The organism is Halomonas litopenaei (assembly GCF_003045775.1).
Classification (GTDB): domain Bacteria; phylum Pseudomonadota; class Gammaproteobacteria; order Pseudomonadales; family Halomonadaceae; genus Halomonas; species Halomonas litopenaei.
Window position 1 is genome coordinate 341,400 of record NZ_PXNS01000001.1, and the last position, 15,448, is coordinate 356,847.

Annotated in this window: 12 protein-coding genes; 4 read left to right on the forward strand and 8 right to left on the reverse strand. The window is 65.1% G+C overall.

Annotated elements, in window-relative coordinates; all coding sequences use genetic code 11:
* Positions 1-37 precede the first annotated feature (37 nt).
* Genes C6W88_RS01620 through astB form a run of 4 tightly spaced genes read left to right on the forward strand, consistent with a single transcriptional unit; the run spans position 38 to position 4,981 of the window.
* Positions 38-1,108 (forward strand): arginine N-succinyltransferase, encoded by a 1,071-nt coding sequence (locus tag C6W88_RS01620; protein ID WP_108131271.1) that lies wholly within the window; start codon positions 38-40, stop codon positions 1,106-1,108.
* Positions 1,108-2,151, forward strand: coding sequence for an arginine N-succinyltransferase (gene astA / locus C6W88_RS01625; protein WP_045990904.1), 1,044 nt, complete (start codon positions 1,108-1,110; stop codon positions 2,149-2,151). The genes C6W88_RS01620 and astA overlap by 1 nt, the downstream gene beginning before the upstream one ends.
* The gene (gene astD, locus C6W88_RS01630; protein ID WP_108131272.1) at positions 2,151-3,620 is read left to right on the forward strand and encodes a succinylglutamate-semialdehyde dehydrogenase; all 1,470 of its coding nucleotides are present in this window, start codon (positions 2,151-2,153) and stop codon (positions 3,618-3,620) included. The genes astA and astD overlap by 1 nt, the downstream gene beginning before the upstream one ends.
* A gap of 5 nt (positions 3,621-3,625) precedes the next feature.
* Entirely contained in the window at positions 3,626-4,981 is a 1,356-nt protein-coding gene (gene astB / locus C6W88_RS01635) for an N-succinylarginine dihydrolase (protein ID WP_108131607.1), read from the forward strand.
* Positions 4,982-5,057: 76 nt separating this feature from the next.
* Here astB and C6W88_RS01640 read toward each other — a convergent pair whose 3' ends face one another.
* From C6W88_RS01640 to C6W88_RS01675, 8 genes are all read right to left on the reverse strand, one after another.
* Complete coding sequence (locus tag C6W88_RS01640; RefSeq protein ID WP_108131608.1) at positions 5,058-5,924, reverse strand: DUF4434 domain-containing protein; 867 nt, start codon at positions 5,922-5,924, stop codon at positions 5,058-5,060.
* A gap of 101 nt (positions 5,925-6,025) precedes the next feature.
* Positions 6,026-9,175: an NfrA family protein gene (locus C6W88_RS01645; protein WP_108131273.1), complete on the reverse strand. Its 3,150-nt coding sequence runs from the start codon at positions 9,173-9,175 to the stop codon at positions 6,026-6,028.
* Entirely contained in the window at positions 9,172-11,364 is a 2,193-nt protein-coding gene (locus C6W88_RS01650; RefSeq protein WP_197037045.1) for a glycosyl transferase family protein, read from the reverse strand. The genes C6W88_RS01645 and C6W88_RS01650 overlap by 4 nt, the downstream gene beginning before the upstream one ends.
* Positions 11,357-12,514 carry a non-hydrolyzing UDP-N-acetylglucosamine 2-epimerase gene (gene wecB, locus C6W88_RS01655; protein ID WP_197037046.1) on the reverse strand — a complete coding sequence of 386 codons (1,158 nt, stop codon included), beginning with the start codon at positions 12,512-12,514 and terminating at the stop codon, positions 11,357-11,359. The genes C6W88_RS01650 and wecB overlap by 8 nt, the downstream gene beginning before the upstream one ends.
* 323 nt (positions 12,515-12,837) lie before the next feature.
* Positions 12,838-13,092 carry a hypothetical protein gene (locus tag C6W88_RS01660; protein ID WP_197037047.1) on the reverse strand — a complete coding sequence of 85 codons (255 nt, stop codon included), beginning with the start codon at positions 13,090-13,092 and terminating at the stop codon, positions 12,838-12,840.
* A gap of 7 nt (positions 13,093-13,099) precedes the next feature.
* Positions 13,100-14,062: a hypothetical protein gene (locus C6W88_RS01665; RefSeq protein WP_108131276.1), complete on the reverse strand. Its 963-nt coding sequence runs from the start codon at positions 14,060-14,062 to the stop codon at positions 13,100-13,102.
* Positions 14,063-14,064: 2 nt separating this feature from the next.
* Positions 14,065-14,766, reverse strand: a complete 702-nt coding sequence (locus C6W88_RS21315) for a hypothetical protein (RefSeq protein ID WP_146164623.1) — start codon at positions 14,764-14,766, stop codon at positions 14,065-14,067.
* An 8-nt stretch (positions 14,767-14,774) separates the two neighbouring features.
* The gene (locus tag C6W88_RS01675; RefSeq protein ID WP_108131278.1) at positions 14,775-15,434 is read right to left on the reverse strand and encodes a hypothetical protein; all 660 of its coding nucleotides are present in this window, start codon (positions 15,432-15,434) and stop codon (positions 14,775-14,777) included.
* Positions 15,435-15,448: the final 14 nt, after the last annotated feature.

Genomic DNA, 15,448 nt, shown 5'->3' on the forward strand with positions numbered 1-15,448 from the left:
AGGTGCCGATCAACATGAGCTGACGGGAGGGCATCCGATGCTGGCCGTTCGCCCTGTGCGGCTAGGTGACCTGCCGGCGCTGGAGCGCCTGGCGGGTTCCGCCCAGCCACGTTTGACCAACCTGCCGGCCCACCGTGATCGCCTGGAAGAGCGCATCGCGCGCTCCCAGCGGGCGTTTGCCAGTGAGGCCGAGGTGCCCGGCGACGAGCACTACACCTTCGTGCTCGAGGATCGCGAGCGGGGTGAGGTGGTCGGTACGGCGACCATTCGCGCCCTGGCCGGGGCCAACGAGGCGTACTACACCTATCGCCAGGAAACCCTGATCCACGCCTCGCAGCAGCTCAATGTTCGCCGTGAGGTGCCGACCCTGGCGCTGTCCCATGAGGTCTCGGACGCCAGCCTGCTGTGCGCGCTGTCGCTGGATCCGCGGTACAAGGGCACCAGCGCCGAGAGCCTGCTGCGCCGCGCCCGGCTGATGTTCATCGCCCAGTACCCCGAGCGCTTCGCCGAGGTGCTGGCGATGGCCTTCCCGGGGTATCTGGACGACGACGGCGAGTCGCCGTTCTGGAACAGTGTCGGTCGCCACTTCTTCGTGCGCGACTACCACGAGATCAACTACATCGCAGGCGTGCGCTCGAAGAGCTTCATCGCCGAGGTGATGCCGCAGTTCCCGCTGTACCTGGCGCTGCTGACGCCCAAGGCGCGCGCGGCCATCGGGCGCGAGCACCCGGCCCACGAGGCGGCGCTGGAAGAGATGCTGGCCGAGGGCTTCCTGCGCTCGCGCCACGTCGACCTGTTCGACGCAGGCCCGGTGATCAAGGGCGATCGCATGCGGCTCGAGTCCTTCCGTCGCGCCGCCTGGCACCCGGTACGCATCCGCCCCGAGCACGCTCTACCCGACGCCGAGCCTGCGATGGTCGCCAACCAGCGCCTGGACGGCTTCTGCTGCACGGTGGCGCGCTACGCGCTGTCGCCCACCGGCCAGCTGATGCTGTCGCCGGCCCACGCCGAACTGCTGGGCGTGGAAGAAGGACGTGCGGTGCTGGCGGCACCGCTGGGGCTGAGCGATGACGGGCTCGACCCGGGCTACGATGAGGGAGAGCTGTAATGCGCATGCGACCGATCATGGAAGGGGACTTGGACGAACTCCAGGCGCTGGCCCGGGAGACCGGGGTCGGCTTCACCTCCCTTCCCGATAACCGCGAGTTTCTGGCGGACAAGATCGCCTCCGCCACGAGCGCGTTCAACGAGCAGACCCCGGTGGACCAGCGTCTCTACTTCTTCGTGCTGGAGGACGAGGAGAGCGGGCATCTGGCCGGCTGCTGCGCCATCGAAGGGCAGGTCGGGCGTGAAGTGCCGTTCTATCACTACCGCGTGGGCACCCTGGCGCACTCGTCCAAGCAGCTCGACCTGCATCGCACCGTCGACACGCTGTTTCTGAGCTCGGATCACACCGGCGACGCCGAGGTCGCCTCGCTGTTCCTGCGCCCGGAGTTCCGGGGTGCCGATCGCCGCCATCAGCGCAACGGCGCGCTGTTGTCGATGATGCGTTGGCTGTTCATGGCCGAGTTCCGCGATCGTTTTCCCGAGAAGGTGCTGGCCGAGATGCGCGGACGCTTCGACGAGAACGGACGCAGCGCCTTCTGGGACTGCCTGGGGGCCAACTTCTTCCCCATGGACTTCAACGAGGCGGATCGGCTGACCGGCCTTGGCCAGAAGAGCTTTATCGGCGAGCTGATGCCCAAGTTCCCGATCTATACGCCGTTTCTCTCGGAGCAGGCGCGTGCCTGCATCGGTCAGGTCCATGAGCACACCCGCCCGGCCCTGGCCATGCTCAAGAAGCAGGGGCTGCGCTGGGAGGGCTATATCGACATCTTCGACGGCGGCCCCACGGTCGAGGCCTACATCGACGACGTCAAGGGCGTGCGCTTGTCGCGACACGTGCGTGTCGAGGTCGACCCCAACGCCGACAGCGCCGAGCGGCCCCAGTGGCTGGCGGCGACCACCCGCATGGCCGACTTCCGTGCCGCCTGGGTCGGGCGCGGTCCCGACGCCGACGGCGTGCTGGTGCTCAATGACAACGAGGCGCGCAGGCTGGAGGTCGCCTCCGGCGACACCCTGCGCGTGCTGAATTCCGACGAGGAGGCGTGATGCAACCCACACAACAATTGCTTATCGATGGACAGTGGATGTCCGGCGACGCCGAGGCCTTCACCAAGCTCGACCCGATCACCGGCGCCGAGCTGTGGCAGGGCAAGGCCGCCAGCGACGAGCAGGTCGCCCAGGCCGTTGCCAGCGCACGCAAGGCTTTTCCCGACTGGGCATTGACCTCGCTTGACGAGCGTGAAGCCCTGGTCGAGCGCTTCCGAGGCGTGCTCGAGAGCCACCGCGAGGACCTGGCGGCCAGCATCGCCCACGAGACCGGCAAGCCGCTGTGGGAAGCACGCACCGAGGTCGGCGCCATGATCGGCAAGGTGGCGCTGTCCATCCGTGCCCGCGAGGAGCGCACCGGCGAGCGCGAGCGTGACCTGGGTGACGCCCGAGCGGTACTGCGCCATCGCCCCCATGGCGTGATGGCGGTATTCGGTCCCTACAACTTCCCCGGCCATCTGCCCAACGGGCATATCGTGCCAGCGCTGCTGGCCGGCAATACCGTGGTGTTCAAACCCAGCGAGCAGACCCCGCTGACCGCCGATCTGACCCTGCAGTGCTGGCTCGAGGCCGGCTTGCCGGCGGGCGTCATCAACCTGGTCCAGGGCGCGGCCCAAGTCGGCCAGGCACTGTCCGCCGATGCCGGTATCGATGGCCTCCTGTTCACCGGCAGCGCCAAGGTCGGTGGTCTTCTGCACAAGCAGTTCGCCGGCCAGATGGGCAAGGTGCTGGCGCTTGAGCTCGGCGGCAACAATCCGCTGGTGGTCAAGGACGTGCCGGATGAGGACGCCGCGGTGCTGACCATCCTGCAGTCGGCCTTTCTGTCCGGGGGCCAGCGTTGCACCTGCGCCCGCCGCCTGATCGTGCCCGAGGGCGAGGCCGGTGATCGCCTGATCGCGGCCCTGAGCGGCGCCATCGAGCGCCTGCGCGTGGCCGAGCCCTTTGCCGAAGAGGCGCCGTTCTACGGTGGCCTGGTCAGCGTCGAGGCGGCCGAAGGGCTGCTCGCCGCCCAGGCAGACCTGGAGGCTCGCGGTGGCAAGGTGCTGTCGCGCATGCGCCAGGTCGAGCCGGGCACCAGCCTGCTGACACCGGGACTCGTCGACGTGACCGGGGTCGAGGTGCCGGACGAGGAACACTTCGGGCCGCTGCTCAAGGTCTACCGCTACCAGAGCTGGGACGACGCCATCGCACTCGCCAATGACACCCGCTATGGCCTGTCCGCCGGGCTGATCGGTGGGGAGCGGGCCGATTGGGACGACTTCCTGCTGCGCATCCGCGCCGGTATCGTCAACTGGAACCGCCAGACCACCGGCGCCTCCGGCGACGCGCCCTTCGGCGGCGTCGGCGACAGCGGCAACCATCGCCCCAGTGCGTATTACGCAGCAGACTACTGCGCCTACCCGGTCGCCTCCGTCGAGAGCGAAGCCCTGAATCTGCCTGAAAAGCTGCCGCCGGGGGTGAGTCTGTGAGCGATATGAGCCAGCGGGACGTGGTCGAGGTCAACTTCGACGGCCTGGTGGGGCCGACCCACAACTACTCGGGGCTGGCCCACGGCAACGTGGCGTCGATGTCCCACGGCGGCCTGGTGTCCAACCCCCGCGAGGCGGCGCTGCAGGGTCTGGCCAAGATGAAGGCGCTGAAGGACGCGGGCTACGTGCAGGGCGTGCTGCCGCCGCAGCAGCGCCCTGACCTGGGGGCGCTGCGCTCGCTGGGCTTTGCCGGCGACAACGGTCAGGTGCTGGCCCAGGCCGCCAGCCAGGCGCCGCAACTGCTGCGCGCGGTGTGCTCCGCCTCCAGCATGTGGACGGCCAACGCCGGCACCGTGACACCGAGCCTGGATGCCGCTGACGGTCGAGTGCACTTCACCCCGGCCAACCTGCAGTCGAGCTTCCACCGCTTTCTGGAGCCGGAGACCACCGGTCGGGTGCTGGCGGCGATCTTCGCCGATCCCGCCCACTTCGCCCATCACCCGGTGCTGCCGGCGACGCCGGCGTTCTCCGATGAAGGCGCGGCCAACCACACCCGGCTGTGCGGCGAGCACGGCGAGCCAGGGGTGCACCTGTTCGTCTACGGGCGTCAGGCCTTCGGTGGTGACGGCGTCGAGCCGCGTCGCTTTCCGGCCCGCCAGACCCTGGAGGCCAGCCAGGCCATCGCCCGTCAGCACGGACTTGGCGAGCATCAGGTGGTCTACGCCCAGCAACATCCCGACGCCATCGATGCCGGGGTCTTCCACAATGACGTCATCGCTGTGGGCAACGGTTCGGTGCTGCTCTACCACGAGCTGGCCTTCCGTGACGAAGAGGCCACCCTCGATGCACTGCGCGAGAAGATGTCGACGCCGCTGATTCCGGTGCGGGTACCGCTTGAGGCGGTCAGCCTCGAGGATGCGGTGGCCTCCTACCTGTTCAACTCCCAGCTTCTGTCCAATGACGACGGCAGCATGACCCTGGTGGTGCCGGGGGAGTGTCAGGAGCGTGAGGCGGTGTGGCGGTGCATCCAGGATCACCTGCTGGCCGGCAACAACCCGATCGGCGAGGTGGTGGTCAAGGACGTCAAGCAGAGCATGCGCAACGGAGGTGGTCCGGCCTGCCTGAGGCTCAGGGTGGTGCTGAGCCAGGCCGAGCGCGAGGCGCTGTCCGGCCGGGTGCTGCTCGACGACGCCCTCTACGCCGACCTGGTCGCCTGGGTCGAGCGTCACTACCGCGAACGTCTGGCACCGGAAGACCTGGCCGATCCCAGGCTCGCCGAGGAGACATTGGCGGCGCTGGACGAGCTGACGTCCCTCCTCGCGCTGGGCCCTGTGTACCCCTTCCAGGGAGCTGGCAACTGAGCCGCGATGGGCTCAAATGAACACGCGTATCCTGGTTGCTGTTTGTCGATTCGACCCCACCTCTTGGTGGGGTTTTTTATTGAGCGAGAGCGCCAGGTGGGCCTTGGCGTAGCGCCTCTGCCCAGGGCATGTAGCGCAGCGAAAAGACCGCGTCCGGATGGCAGTCGTTGCCGCGCTGACGGGGGCGTGCGGGCATTGCCTGGAAGTCGGATTCGGTCGCGCTGGTGCGGGCGAAGGCTTCGCGGACGACGCCGATGCGACAGCTCAGGGCGTCGCGGTAGGCCTGGCGCATGGGCGGATCCAGGTTGCGGGCGCCTTCGCCGTCCTGCCACCACACCTGCCAGCCGCTTTCGGCGATGTCCTCGGCCCAGGCCGCGTAGACCCCTGGCGTCACGAAGCCTCCGCTGAACATGCTCAGGTGCAGCGGGCCCGTCAGTTGTTGGCTGGCGCTGGCCAACTGGCGCGTCAGTTCCTGGCGTACGCCGGGTTCACGAAACAGCCAGTCATCGAGTTCTTCCGGCAGGTACCAGCCCACCGGCGTCAGTGGCCATTGGCGCTGGATCTGCTGCTGTCGGGCGTGGGCCTTGGCCAACTGCTGGTACCAGTAGTGACGGAAGCGGGCGTTGTCGGGGAGGGTTTCGTAGTACTCGGGGTCCTGATAGAGACCGATAATCAGCTCGAGTCCCTGGCGTTCGGCGTCGACCAGGGCGCTGGACAGCCAGCCATCGGCGCCGCCGAAGGTCTCTTCGCCGTACTGGGTCCACTGCACGATCAAGGTGTCGACGCCGTTCTCACGGGTACGCCGCCACAGCGTCTGCCACTGCTGTCCGCTGAGCGAGGCGTCGCGATTCTGAGGCTGGTAGAACAGGGTTTCGCTACGGTAGGCCTCGGCGGCTCTTGTCAGGAGGCTGTCGTCGGCGGCGGCGACCGTCCCCACGGGCATGGCAAGGACCACCGTCAGGGTCAGTGGCGCGACAATGCCAGCGAATGGGACTGGCACCGCGGTGCCTTTGAGGTGTCCGGCCACAAGAATGCTTGAGTTCATCACAGGCTCAGCTCCAGATGGATCATCCAGCCGTCGCGTTCCTGGTAGAGGTTGCCCCCCAGGGATTGCTGGTACTCGGTGGAGACGCTCAGCTTGCGGCGAAAGGCGTTGTAGTGATCCTCGTCGTACCACAGCTCCCAGCGCAGTCCAGCGGCGAGGCGTACATCCTCGTCCCAGCCGGTGGTGTCGTGGCTGGTGGCCTGGAGACTGGCGTAGGGCATCAGCGTCTGGGCCGAACGGGTCGGCAGCTTGAAGGTGCGGCCCTGGCGGTAGCGGCCGAACAGCTGTACATCGCCACGTTGGGTCCACCAGGCGGCGTCGAGATAGAGCGAGCGCTCGTTCCACTGATCCTGGCTCGCGCGCCATTCGCTGCTGTAATCGCCCTGATCCAGAAAGGAGCCGGTGGCCCTCAGCAGCAGATTGTAGTCGGTGTGCTCGCCATCGTTTTTCTGGGACTCGGCGAATATCTCGGCGTACAGGTTCAGGTTGTGACGGGCCAACGGCTTGGCCCGCAGTCCCAGACCCAGGGAGCGTCCTCGCCCGTAATCATCACGATCATCGCCGCCGATGATGGCTCTCATGTAGCCGGCCAGCTCCCGTCCCTGGTGGATCGGGTCGTGGCCAAGCGCGTGGTCCCATTGAACCACCTGGGTGTTGATATCGTGGCCGCTATCGTCGTCGTTATCGTGGTTCGATGGGTCACTGCGTATCCCCGGCGTCGGGCTGGTTGGCGACCAGCTGCTGGTCAGCGTGATCCGGTCGCGCCGCGTCAGCGTCTCGTGGGCCCTTCGCAGCCGGTAGCGGCGCTCGGCCATGGCCTCGAGGCTGTCCTCGCCCACCGCCAGGTCGAAGGGCTGCAGGTCGATAGCGTCCTCGATGCGCGTCATGGAGCGGGCGTTGTCGCCAATGGTGCTGTAGAGGTTTCCCAGGGTGGCGGCGCTGACGTAGTCCTCTGGATAGGCCGGACGGGCGCGCTCCAGCAGCGCAATGGCCTCTGACCGAGCACCTGCTTCCTCCGTTGCAGCGAGCGTCAGTCCCAGCTCCCGGGCAAGCCTTGGCGAGCCCGGCGAGGCCGCCTGGGCCTGGGTCAGCCAGCGGCGTGCGAGGGTCGGGTCTCCGGCCTGGCGGGCCACTTGGCTCGCGCCTTCCAGGATGGCGGCGTCGGTCTTGGGCTTTCCGCCGGCGGCTGCCACTGCGCCTCTGGCCAGTGCCACGGCGCCGGCGTCGTCGTGGCGGGCCAAGGCGATGCGTGCGCCGAGCAGCCTCGCCTCAGGACTATCGCTATCCTCGGGCCACCAGCGCCAGGCGCCCTCGGTGTCGCCACTTGCCAGGGCACTGCGCGCGCCGGCCAGGCGGTCTGTCTGGTCGAGTTTGCCGTCGCTGGCGCCGTCGCGTTCGAACGCTCGCCACTGACGCCAGGCGGCGTCGGGGTCGCCGGCGGCAAACAGCGCGAACGCCAGGCGTTTGCGGGCCTGGATCTCTGGCTGCGTCATTGCAGCCGTCACCGCGCCAGCTTCTGGCTGGCGCGGGGTGAGCTGTGTCAGCGCCCTCTGAAGATAGGCGGCGGCCTGGGCGGGCCTGTCTTGCGAGCAGATCCCGAGGGCCGCCCAGGGTGGCGTGCTGGCGTCGGCCACGCTGCGAACGACAGGGCAACGATCGTGGCGCGCAAGCTGCTCGAGCAGGTTGTTGCGCTCGGTATCGGCCAGTCGGGGCTGGCGTACCAGCGCTTCCAGCGTTGAATCGGTGACGCCGGCATTGTCGTCGGCGTAAAGCTGGGCCAGTCGCGCCAGTGAGGTCGCCGATAGCCGCTCGGGGGCAAGCTTGAAGGCTTGCTCCAGCAGTCGCCGGGCCGCCTGGGGCCGCTGTGATGCCAGATACAGATAGCTTGCCTGCTCAAGCGAGCCGGAATCGCCGGTCAGATGATAGTGCTGCTGCCATAGCTCGGCGGCCTCGGGGCGTCCCAGCCGCTGGGTCAACTCGGCGCGCTCGCGCAGGATCGCCGGCGTCTGTGGCTGACGTGTCAGCAGGCGCAGCGCCTTGTCATCCAGCCCGTCGGCGCGATAGCGATCCAGCAGCACCCGATCGCGTCGCTGGTGCCAGGCCTCCGGCAGTTCCATGGTTTCCAGCAGTTCGAGGGCATCGAGACGATCGGCGAGTATCAGCCAGCTTTGCGGATCTTCCTTTGCGTCGCACTCGGTGAAGGTGCTCAAGGCCTCGGGGTCGCCATGATCGCTGAGCCAGCTCACCAGCGTCAGGCAATCCATGTCCTGGCGGCTGGCCATCTGGCGGACCCTGTCGGTGTCGCCCACTGCCAGCGAGGTCTGCAGCAGCTTGCGGGTGTCGCTGGCGTCCAGCTGATCCGACTGCTCCAGGGTGGCCAGCCAGCGCTGGGCGATCCCGGAGTAGCCCAGGGCGATGGCGCGATCGGCGCCTGCGCGCAGCACGAAATGGCGGACGTCGCCCTCGGGAAGCCTGGCGATCAAGGCATTGATGCCGCGTGCATCATCGGTCTGAATCATGGCGATCGACAGGCGTCGCCAGTCGTCGTCGTTCAGCGCATCTTCCATGGCGTGGGGCACCAGCGCATCGATCACGCCGTTCCAGTCCTGGATCTGCTCGGCCAGGGCGGCACGGTAGCGGTCCCGTGCCAGGGCGTCCTGCCGGGCGGGCACCGTAGCAAGCCATTCCAGTGCTGCCCGGGCGCCGCGGGTTGCGCGCAAATAGTTGGCCTGGGCGCTCCACAGGGCCTCCCGGGCGCTGCCCGACGTTTCGCTGAGCCATAGCGTCAACTCGCCCTCGCTGGCGTGGCCGTCGGCGATCCAGGCCTGGCGCAGGGCATTGATCTGGACCGCCGCCACGTTGGCGTCCAGCGCCCCCAGCGCCGCCATGGCGCCATCCAGATTGCCCTGCTTCGCCAGTGCCTGGGCCAGCAGGCGATAGGCCTCGACGTTCTCGGGCACCTGGCTGATCAGGTGCTCCATCAGCTGCTGGACTTGCGCCCAGTCGCGCTGTTCTGCTGCCCGGTAGGCCTTGTCGAGATAAGGGTAGCTGTGAAACTCCTCGAACTGGTTCAGCCCCAAGGCCGGTGGCTGAGTCAGCAGCTGAGCCAGCGACACGGCGATCAGCAGCGACATCGCCCTGGCCTTCATACCGCCACATCCTCGAGACTGCGGGCCGCCTGTCGGCGGTGGTCCGCCTGGAGCGCGAGTGCTCGCTCAAGGTCGTTCGATTCGATCATCCCGCGCGCGACAAGGAAGTCGCCCAGACGACCCTGTTCAGGATCGAAGTCGATCATCGCCTGGCCGAACAGGGAGGGTGTGATAAGCCCTTGCTCCAGCAACAGTTCTCCGAGCAGGTACTGGTGAGCGCAGTAACCATCGAGGCGTGCGGCGTCGGCGTCTGCATCCAGCTCAAGCAGCCGGTCCCGGTCGACGTCGCCAAGCTCTCCCAGGTACCAGTGGCGCAGGCCAAGGGTGACGCGTCCGAGCGGGACCAGACGCTGCTCGACAGGACGCTTGATGCGACGGCCAATGGCGCCGATGGCGACCGGACTCAAGGCGATCTCGGTGGCGATGATCAGGCTGTCGCCGCTCTCGCCGATGGGCAGCGTGGCGTAGCGCAGGGCGACATGCCGGGGCAGGGCGTCGATCAGCGCGGGCGACAGCACCAGCGGATGGATCTCGACGCTGGCGATGCCCCGCCGTCTGGCTTCAAGCCTGGCCAGCGTCGCACCGGACACCAGGTCTCGTGCAATCAGCTCCCTGGGTAGCCGACGTGCTCCGACCTCAACACCTATGCGCTCGATATCGCTCGCGGTGACAACGCCATCCTCGATCAACAGGGCTTCGAGAGAGACTTGCACGGCGTCGTCGAGCTGGGGGAAGTCGTGGGTGGTCTTGTCCCAGGCGAAGGTGCGGTGACGCGCCCGGGTGAAGAACAGCTTCCAGGCCCGCACGTTGGCCAGAAAGTTGACCAGATTGCTCCACAGCATGCGTGGAAAGGACAGCAGGCCCTGACGCCAGCCGTAGTAGATCTTGACGAAGTAGAAGCGCTGGAAGGCCCTGTTGACCAGCAGCAGACCATTGATGGTGAGCAGGGTCTCCAGCAGCCAGCCACCGAGGATCGACTGGAAGTGCCAGGCCTGTGGCGACAGCACGGCGTACAGCCAAAGCCCTGCCAAGATCAGCATCAGCAGGGTGGCGACCAGCGCCAGGGGGTAGGCCACCAGGCCACGACGGTCGCGCCACAGAAAGTAGTTGAGACGCCAGTTGGTGCGGCTCCAGCCCAGATGCTGATAACCCTGGAAGACGATACCGGTGATCCAGCGGGACTTCTGCCGAACCACCGCGCCCAGCGCCGTGGGGAAGTGCTCGCGCACACAGATCACCTTGCTGTCACGCATCGACAGGCCGTGGGCGTGTTCGCGCCGAGGCGACAGCTCGTCGCGCTCGACGCTGTAGCGCACGAAGACGCAGGAAAGCCCGCTCTCGTGCAGGCGAAAGCCGATATCGTAGTCTTCGGTCAAACTCCAGATGTCGAAGGTGATGCCGTCATTGAGCTCTCTCAAGTGGGCCAGCGCACGACGACTGAAGCAGGTGCCGACCCCGGCGCTGGGCACCTGGCCGCACATGGCCTCGCGAATCAGCACGTCCTTGCCGTGGTACTCGGAGAACTCGTCGATGTAGTGGCCGCCGGAGAGCTGGTACCAGCGTGGTCGGAAGGGGTAGACCGGGACCTGGATCAGGTCCTTGTCCGGCAGCAGATAGTTGTAAAGCCTAAGCTCCATCGGCGAAATGACGTCTTCGGCGTCATGCAGGATGCAGCCGGCAAACTCGATCCCGGCGGCCTTCTCGAAGCGCGCGATGGCCTCGATGATGTTGTTCAGACAGTCGGCCTTGCTGGTGGGGCCGGGGCGTACCGTGACCACCTTGTGCACGTTGCTGAAGCTCTGGCAGACCGCATCTACCTCGGCCTGGGTCTCGGGGTCGTTGGGGTAGGTGCCGACGAAGATCTGATAGTTCTCGTAGTCCATGGTACTGGCCATCAGCTGGGCCATCTGGCCGACCACGCCGACTTCCTGCCAGGCCGGCACCATGACCGCCAACGGTTTCTCCCGGGCCTGATACAGGCGCTCCTCGTTGGCCCTGGGGTTATCGCGATAGATCGACCAGTAGCGCCAGCTACGCCGGGTCCAGTAGATCAGATCGAGAAACAGATCATCGATGCCCATGGCCAGCATCAGCAGGCACAGCGTTATAGCGACGTACTTCAGGGCGTACAGCACATGGATGGTGGCGTCGACCAGCCACAGTGACAGCTCGGGGGATAACTCAGGCATCGCCGGCCTCGAGTGTCTCGACGGCGCGGACAAGCCAATCGTTGAGGTCTTCGATGATCTGCCTGGCGGCGTTGCCGCTACCGTAGGGGTTGGGGATCGCGGCCATGCGCCGGCGCGCCTTTTCATCGTCGAGCAGGCGCGTCGAGGCGGCCACGATGGCGTCGCTGTCACTGCCGGTGAGGATGACGGTACCGGCGCTCAGGGCATCGCTGCGTTCGGTGTGCTCGCGCATCACCAGCACCGGCACACCGAGGGCGGGAGCCTCCTCCTGGATGCCGCCGGAGTCGGTGAGGATCAGACAGGCGCGGCCCATCAGCCAGACGAAGTCACGGTAGTCCTGGGGGGGCACCAGTAGCACGTTGGGGATGCCCGCCAGGGCGTGTTCGACGACGTCCTTGATCGCCGGGTTGAGATGGACCGGGTAGACCAGGTCTACGTCCGGGTAGCGAGCGGCGAGTGCGGCGATGGCGGTGCAGATGGTACGGATGCCATCGCCGTGGTTTTCCCTGCGGTGGCCGGTGATCAGCACCAGCCTGGCGTCGTCGCGCAGCGCGGCAAGCGGTGAGGGGGCTGCCGGGCGATAGCCTTGGTGGTCGAGGCGGCTTTTCATCCAGGCCAGGGCGTCGATGACGGTATTGCCGGTCACCAGGATGGAATCCGGCGCTACCTGCTCACGCAGCAGGTTGTGACGCGCCGACGCGGTGGGGGCGTAGTGGCGCTGGGCGATACGCGCCACCATGCTGCGGTACGCCTCCTCCGGCCAGGGCGACGCGATATTGCCGGTGCGCAGCCCGGCTTCCACGTGAGCCACCGGGACCCGCCGGTGGAAGGCCGCGAGGCTCGCGGCAAAGCAGGTAGCGGTATCACCATGGACCATCACCAGGTCGGGGGCCACCCGTGACATGTCCTGGTCGAGTGCCTGGATCATGGCCTGCATCAGACCGTTGAGGGTCTGCGCTGGTCTCATCACCGCCAGATTGCTGTCCGGCGTGAGGTCGAACAGCGACAGGGCCTGGAACAGCATCTCGTCGTGCTGGCCGCTGGCACACAGATGCAGTGACAGTGCCGGGCATGCCTGTATGGCCTGGGCGACCGGGGCCATCTTGATCGCCTCGGGACGGGTTCCAACAACGAGCATGACGACAGGCATGAGACGTCCCATGGGAGCGGAGTAAAGTATTCTTTGATTATCTCAGCATACTTCGGTGCGAACTGGGCGCCATCGCAGTGATCTAGGTCAACAAAAGGATATTTTTTGCCGAAAGCGGCGAGAGGGCGACACCTCGTAAGGGAGAGGTGGAGCGACTCTTGGGAGAGAGGGTGGCGGCGAGCCTGGAGAGAGGGTGGCGGCGAGCGTGGAGAGAGGGTAGCGGCGAGCCTGGAGAGAGGGCGGCGGCGAGCCTGGAGAGAGGGCGGCGGCGAGCGTGGAGAGAGAGCGGCGGCGGGAATCGAATCCCGGTACGACCCAGCCATTCAGCCGGTTTTGCAATGCACAAGGAAGTCGAGCACCTTGTGCTCGCTCATTTCGCAGGGCTTCAGTTGCCACCCACGAGCGGTCAGGTAGCCGTTGAGACTGACCACATCGTTGCCGCCCAACTCCCGGGCGAACACCTTGAGCGAGCGCCCTCGATTGAAGGTGCGTCGGGTCATGGCGTAGCGGCGTCCCCGGTAACGAACCTCGCTGTAGCCCTCGGGCAGGCGTTCGAGCAGCATTCTCAGCCTATCCATTCGCTTATCAGTGCGTCTTGGGTGGAGACGGTTCGTGGCGGGGGCCAAGGAGATTCTGGAGCGCCACTACCATCATGGTGCCGAGCAAGGCGAGCAGTGACGTCAGTACCGGGTCGGCCTTCACATAATCCCAGAGGGTTGGCTTCATGGTGTAGGGTTGGGTGTGGATTCGGCTGATTTTTACCGCAGACCCGATCGCTCGACAGGAATAATCCAGTGCTGGAGTGCTCGGAGTCGCGGAGATCACGCAGCCAAGAATGCCGCCGCCAACCCGATTGTCGATGATCTCTGCCTGGTCGCCTATGGCGAGGTCGATGGTCAGAACGTTGTAACGCACGTCAGTAAGCAAGCTACTGGCGATGACGTCGATACGCCCTTCGCGCAAGGTGGGTAGAGTTTCGAAAAGATCCGAGTGGTGGCTGACCCTACCTACTGTTGCCCTATCACCGACGATAGCGCCGGTAAAGGGGGCTTTATCGATGTCGATGCGGAAGGTAGCGGTCTCGGGGAAGGTGGAGGCCGGCAGATCCGGGCTTGTCGCGTCGGTGGGCGCGGATTGTACTCGAAGCGGTGGCAAGGCCCTATCGGCACGATTCTGGTCAGGGGTGACATGTAGCGTGATCGGTCCATTGCCGACGCGCGTCAGCGATACGTGGACGTTGGGGCCAATTTCGACAAGACCACGGAAAGTGTTGGTCGTCGGGGCATCATTCTCGTCGGGGAATAGACGACCACTAGTGACAGTGCCATTGTCAATATAGAAGCTGGTCGTATCGACGGTAGTAAGCTCAAGCACCTCGCTCCTGGTGGAAATATTGAAGGTCATGGGAAGGGCGATGAAGTTGGCCAGATAGGTTGCCAGTGAGGTCAAGATGAAGAATGTGAGCATCGCCATTACCGCAGAACGACGAAAGTGACGCAGGCTGGATAGGGTAAGCGACGCGGCAAAGAGAGTAAGTGTTTTCAGCATCGTCAGTAGATCAAGGGAATGGAGACCAGGGGGCCGACATTGGATCCAAGCATGCGCACCAGCGTAATGGGAGGCGGATTATATGGAGTCTCGGAAGTGTTGACGGGGAAATCGAGACGGCAGTGGCTGTCGTAGGCTATTAGCTGATCCTGGCCAAGTGGCTGGCAATCGACTCGTTTGTCGTCAAGGCGTAAAAAACTGCGGCGACGGCTACTATTGATAAACAGATCGATCCCTCTCGGGTTGTAGTCCGGAGACCAAGCCAAGGGAAAGACCGCCAGAGGGAATGGCTGTTGGCGGTGAAGGCAATCGCGGCGTACCTCTACCAGACCCACTAGTCCCGCAGCCAAAGCCTGGCTATAAAACTGGGTGGATTGCGTCTCGTACTCGATCCTCATCAGATATGGCGGAGATGTGGCAGGAAAAGACGATTCGAAGTGGCCGGTATAGCGTCCGTCCCGGGAATTCAGTGTGAGGCAGAGACGAAGTTCGGAAACATCCTCATCGATGTTGTCATTGATCGGCACGTAGACATTTCGCCCGGAAGGGGTGCCGGGCTCGGCGAGCATGACACCAACCAGAGCCTTGCCAGATACCGGTACTTGATCAGTATAGCTCTCGGCGAGTCGTGCGGCATTGATGACGTGTTCTTCGAGAGCATGGGTGTGAGTCGAGACTCCGAGCGCGAGTGACAGGACGATCATGGTTTTGTTCATGATAGTCGTACTCGGATGGGTAGCTGTGCTTCGTTGGCATTGGCGGCATTTTCGGCCGCGTCATGCGATCGCATAGCACAATCCAATACTCCATTCAGATCGACCCCCACCACCTGCAAGATTCGCAGACTGCACACGGTGAAATCGTCCGTCAAGCGCAGCTGCACCCCGCCCCGCGTTAACTGACCGATAACCTCCCCTCGTTTTTTCGAGCTGTTAAAAGTGCCTGTGATTTCGTCGGTGGCCGGGGCCACTTTCAGCTCCTGCAGGACAAGTTCCCGCCACTCGTGGTAAATGAACTCTTGGGCCTGGGAGGAATTGTCAGGACGGATAAGGTCCACCAGCAGTAGTTCACGGCTGTTTATCAGGTATCGCAGTGCTGTGGTCTTGAGTCTAGCGTCTTGACTGTTGAGGGCAAGCTCTAGGGTCATCGGCAAGATCACCGGGTCACCATCAGTAATGATCTTTTCGAAGATGGTCAGTTGTAGTGTTTCGTCGCCCGATTGGAAGATCGAGCGCACTTCGTTGATGAATGTTGCTCTATCCCTGACCTCTTCCAGATCGGAGCTGTCGAGCGCCAGGCTGGAGTTTACAGTGGCGATCAGAAGTCCGACGCCGAGAGCAATCAGGTTCCCCAGTCGAAACATCCCGGACATAAAAAGTTTCCTCG

Excerpts from the sequence above, each read along its gene's own strand:
- C6W88_RS01620 (WP_108131271.1), top strand. The coding sequence starts at position 38 with ATGCTGGCCGTTCGCCCTGTGCGGCTAGGTGACCTGCCGGCGCTGGAG.
- astA (WP_045990904.1), top strand. The coding sequence starts at position 1,108 with ATGCGCATGCGACCGATCATGGAAGGGGACTTGGACGAACTCCAGGCG.
- astD (WP_108131272.1), top strand. The coding sequence starts at position 2,151 with ATGCAACCCACACAACAATTGCTTATCGATGGACAGTGGATGTCCGGC.
- astB (WP_108131607.1), top strand. The coding sequence starts at position 3,626 with ATGAGCCAGCGGGACGTGGTCGAGGTCAACTTCGACGGCCTGGTGGGG.
- C6W88_RS01640 (WP_108131608.1), bottom strand. The coding sequence starts at position 5,924 with ATGCCCGTGGGGACGGTCGCCGCCGCCGACGACAGCCTCCTGACAAGA.
- C6W88_RS01645 (WP_108131273.1), bottom strand. The coding sequence starts at position 9,175 with ATGAAGGCCAGGGCGATGTCGCTGCTGATCGCCGTGTCGCTGGCTCAG.
- C6W88_RS01650 (WP_197037045.1), bottom strand. The coding sequence starts at position 11,364 with ATGCCTGAGTTATCCCCCGAGCTGTCACTGTGGCTGGTCGACGCCACC.
- wecB (WP_197037046.1), bottom strand. The coding sequence starts at position 12,514 with ATGCCTGTCGTCATGCTCGTTGTTGGAACCCGTCCCGAGGCGATCAAG.
- C6W88_RS01660 (WP_197037047.1), bottom strand. The coding sequence starts at position 13,092 with ATGGATAGGCTGAGAATGCTGCTCGAACGCCTGCCCGAGGGCTACAGC.
- C6W88_RS01665 (WP_108131276.1), bottom strand. The coding sequence starts at position 14,062 with ATGCTGAAAACACTTACTCTCTTTGCCGCGTCGCTTACCCTATCCAGC.
- C6W88_RS21315 (WP_146164623.1), bottom strand. The coding sequence starts at position 14,766 with ATGATCGTCCTGTCACTCGCGCTCGGAGTCTCGACTCACACCCATGCT.
- C6W88_RS01675 (WP_108131278.1), bottom strand. The coding sequence starts at position 15,434 with ATGTCCGGGATGTTTCGACTGGGGAACCTGATTGCTCTCGGCGTCGGA.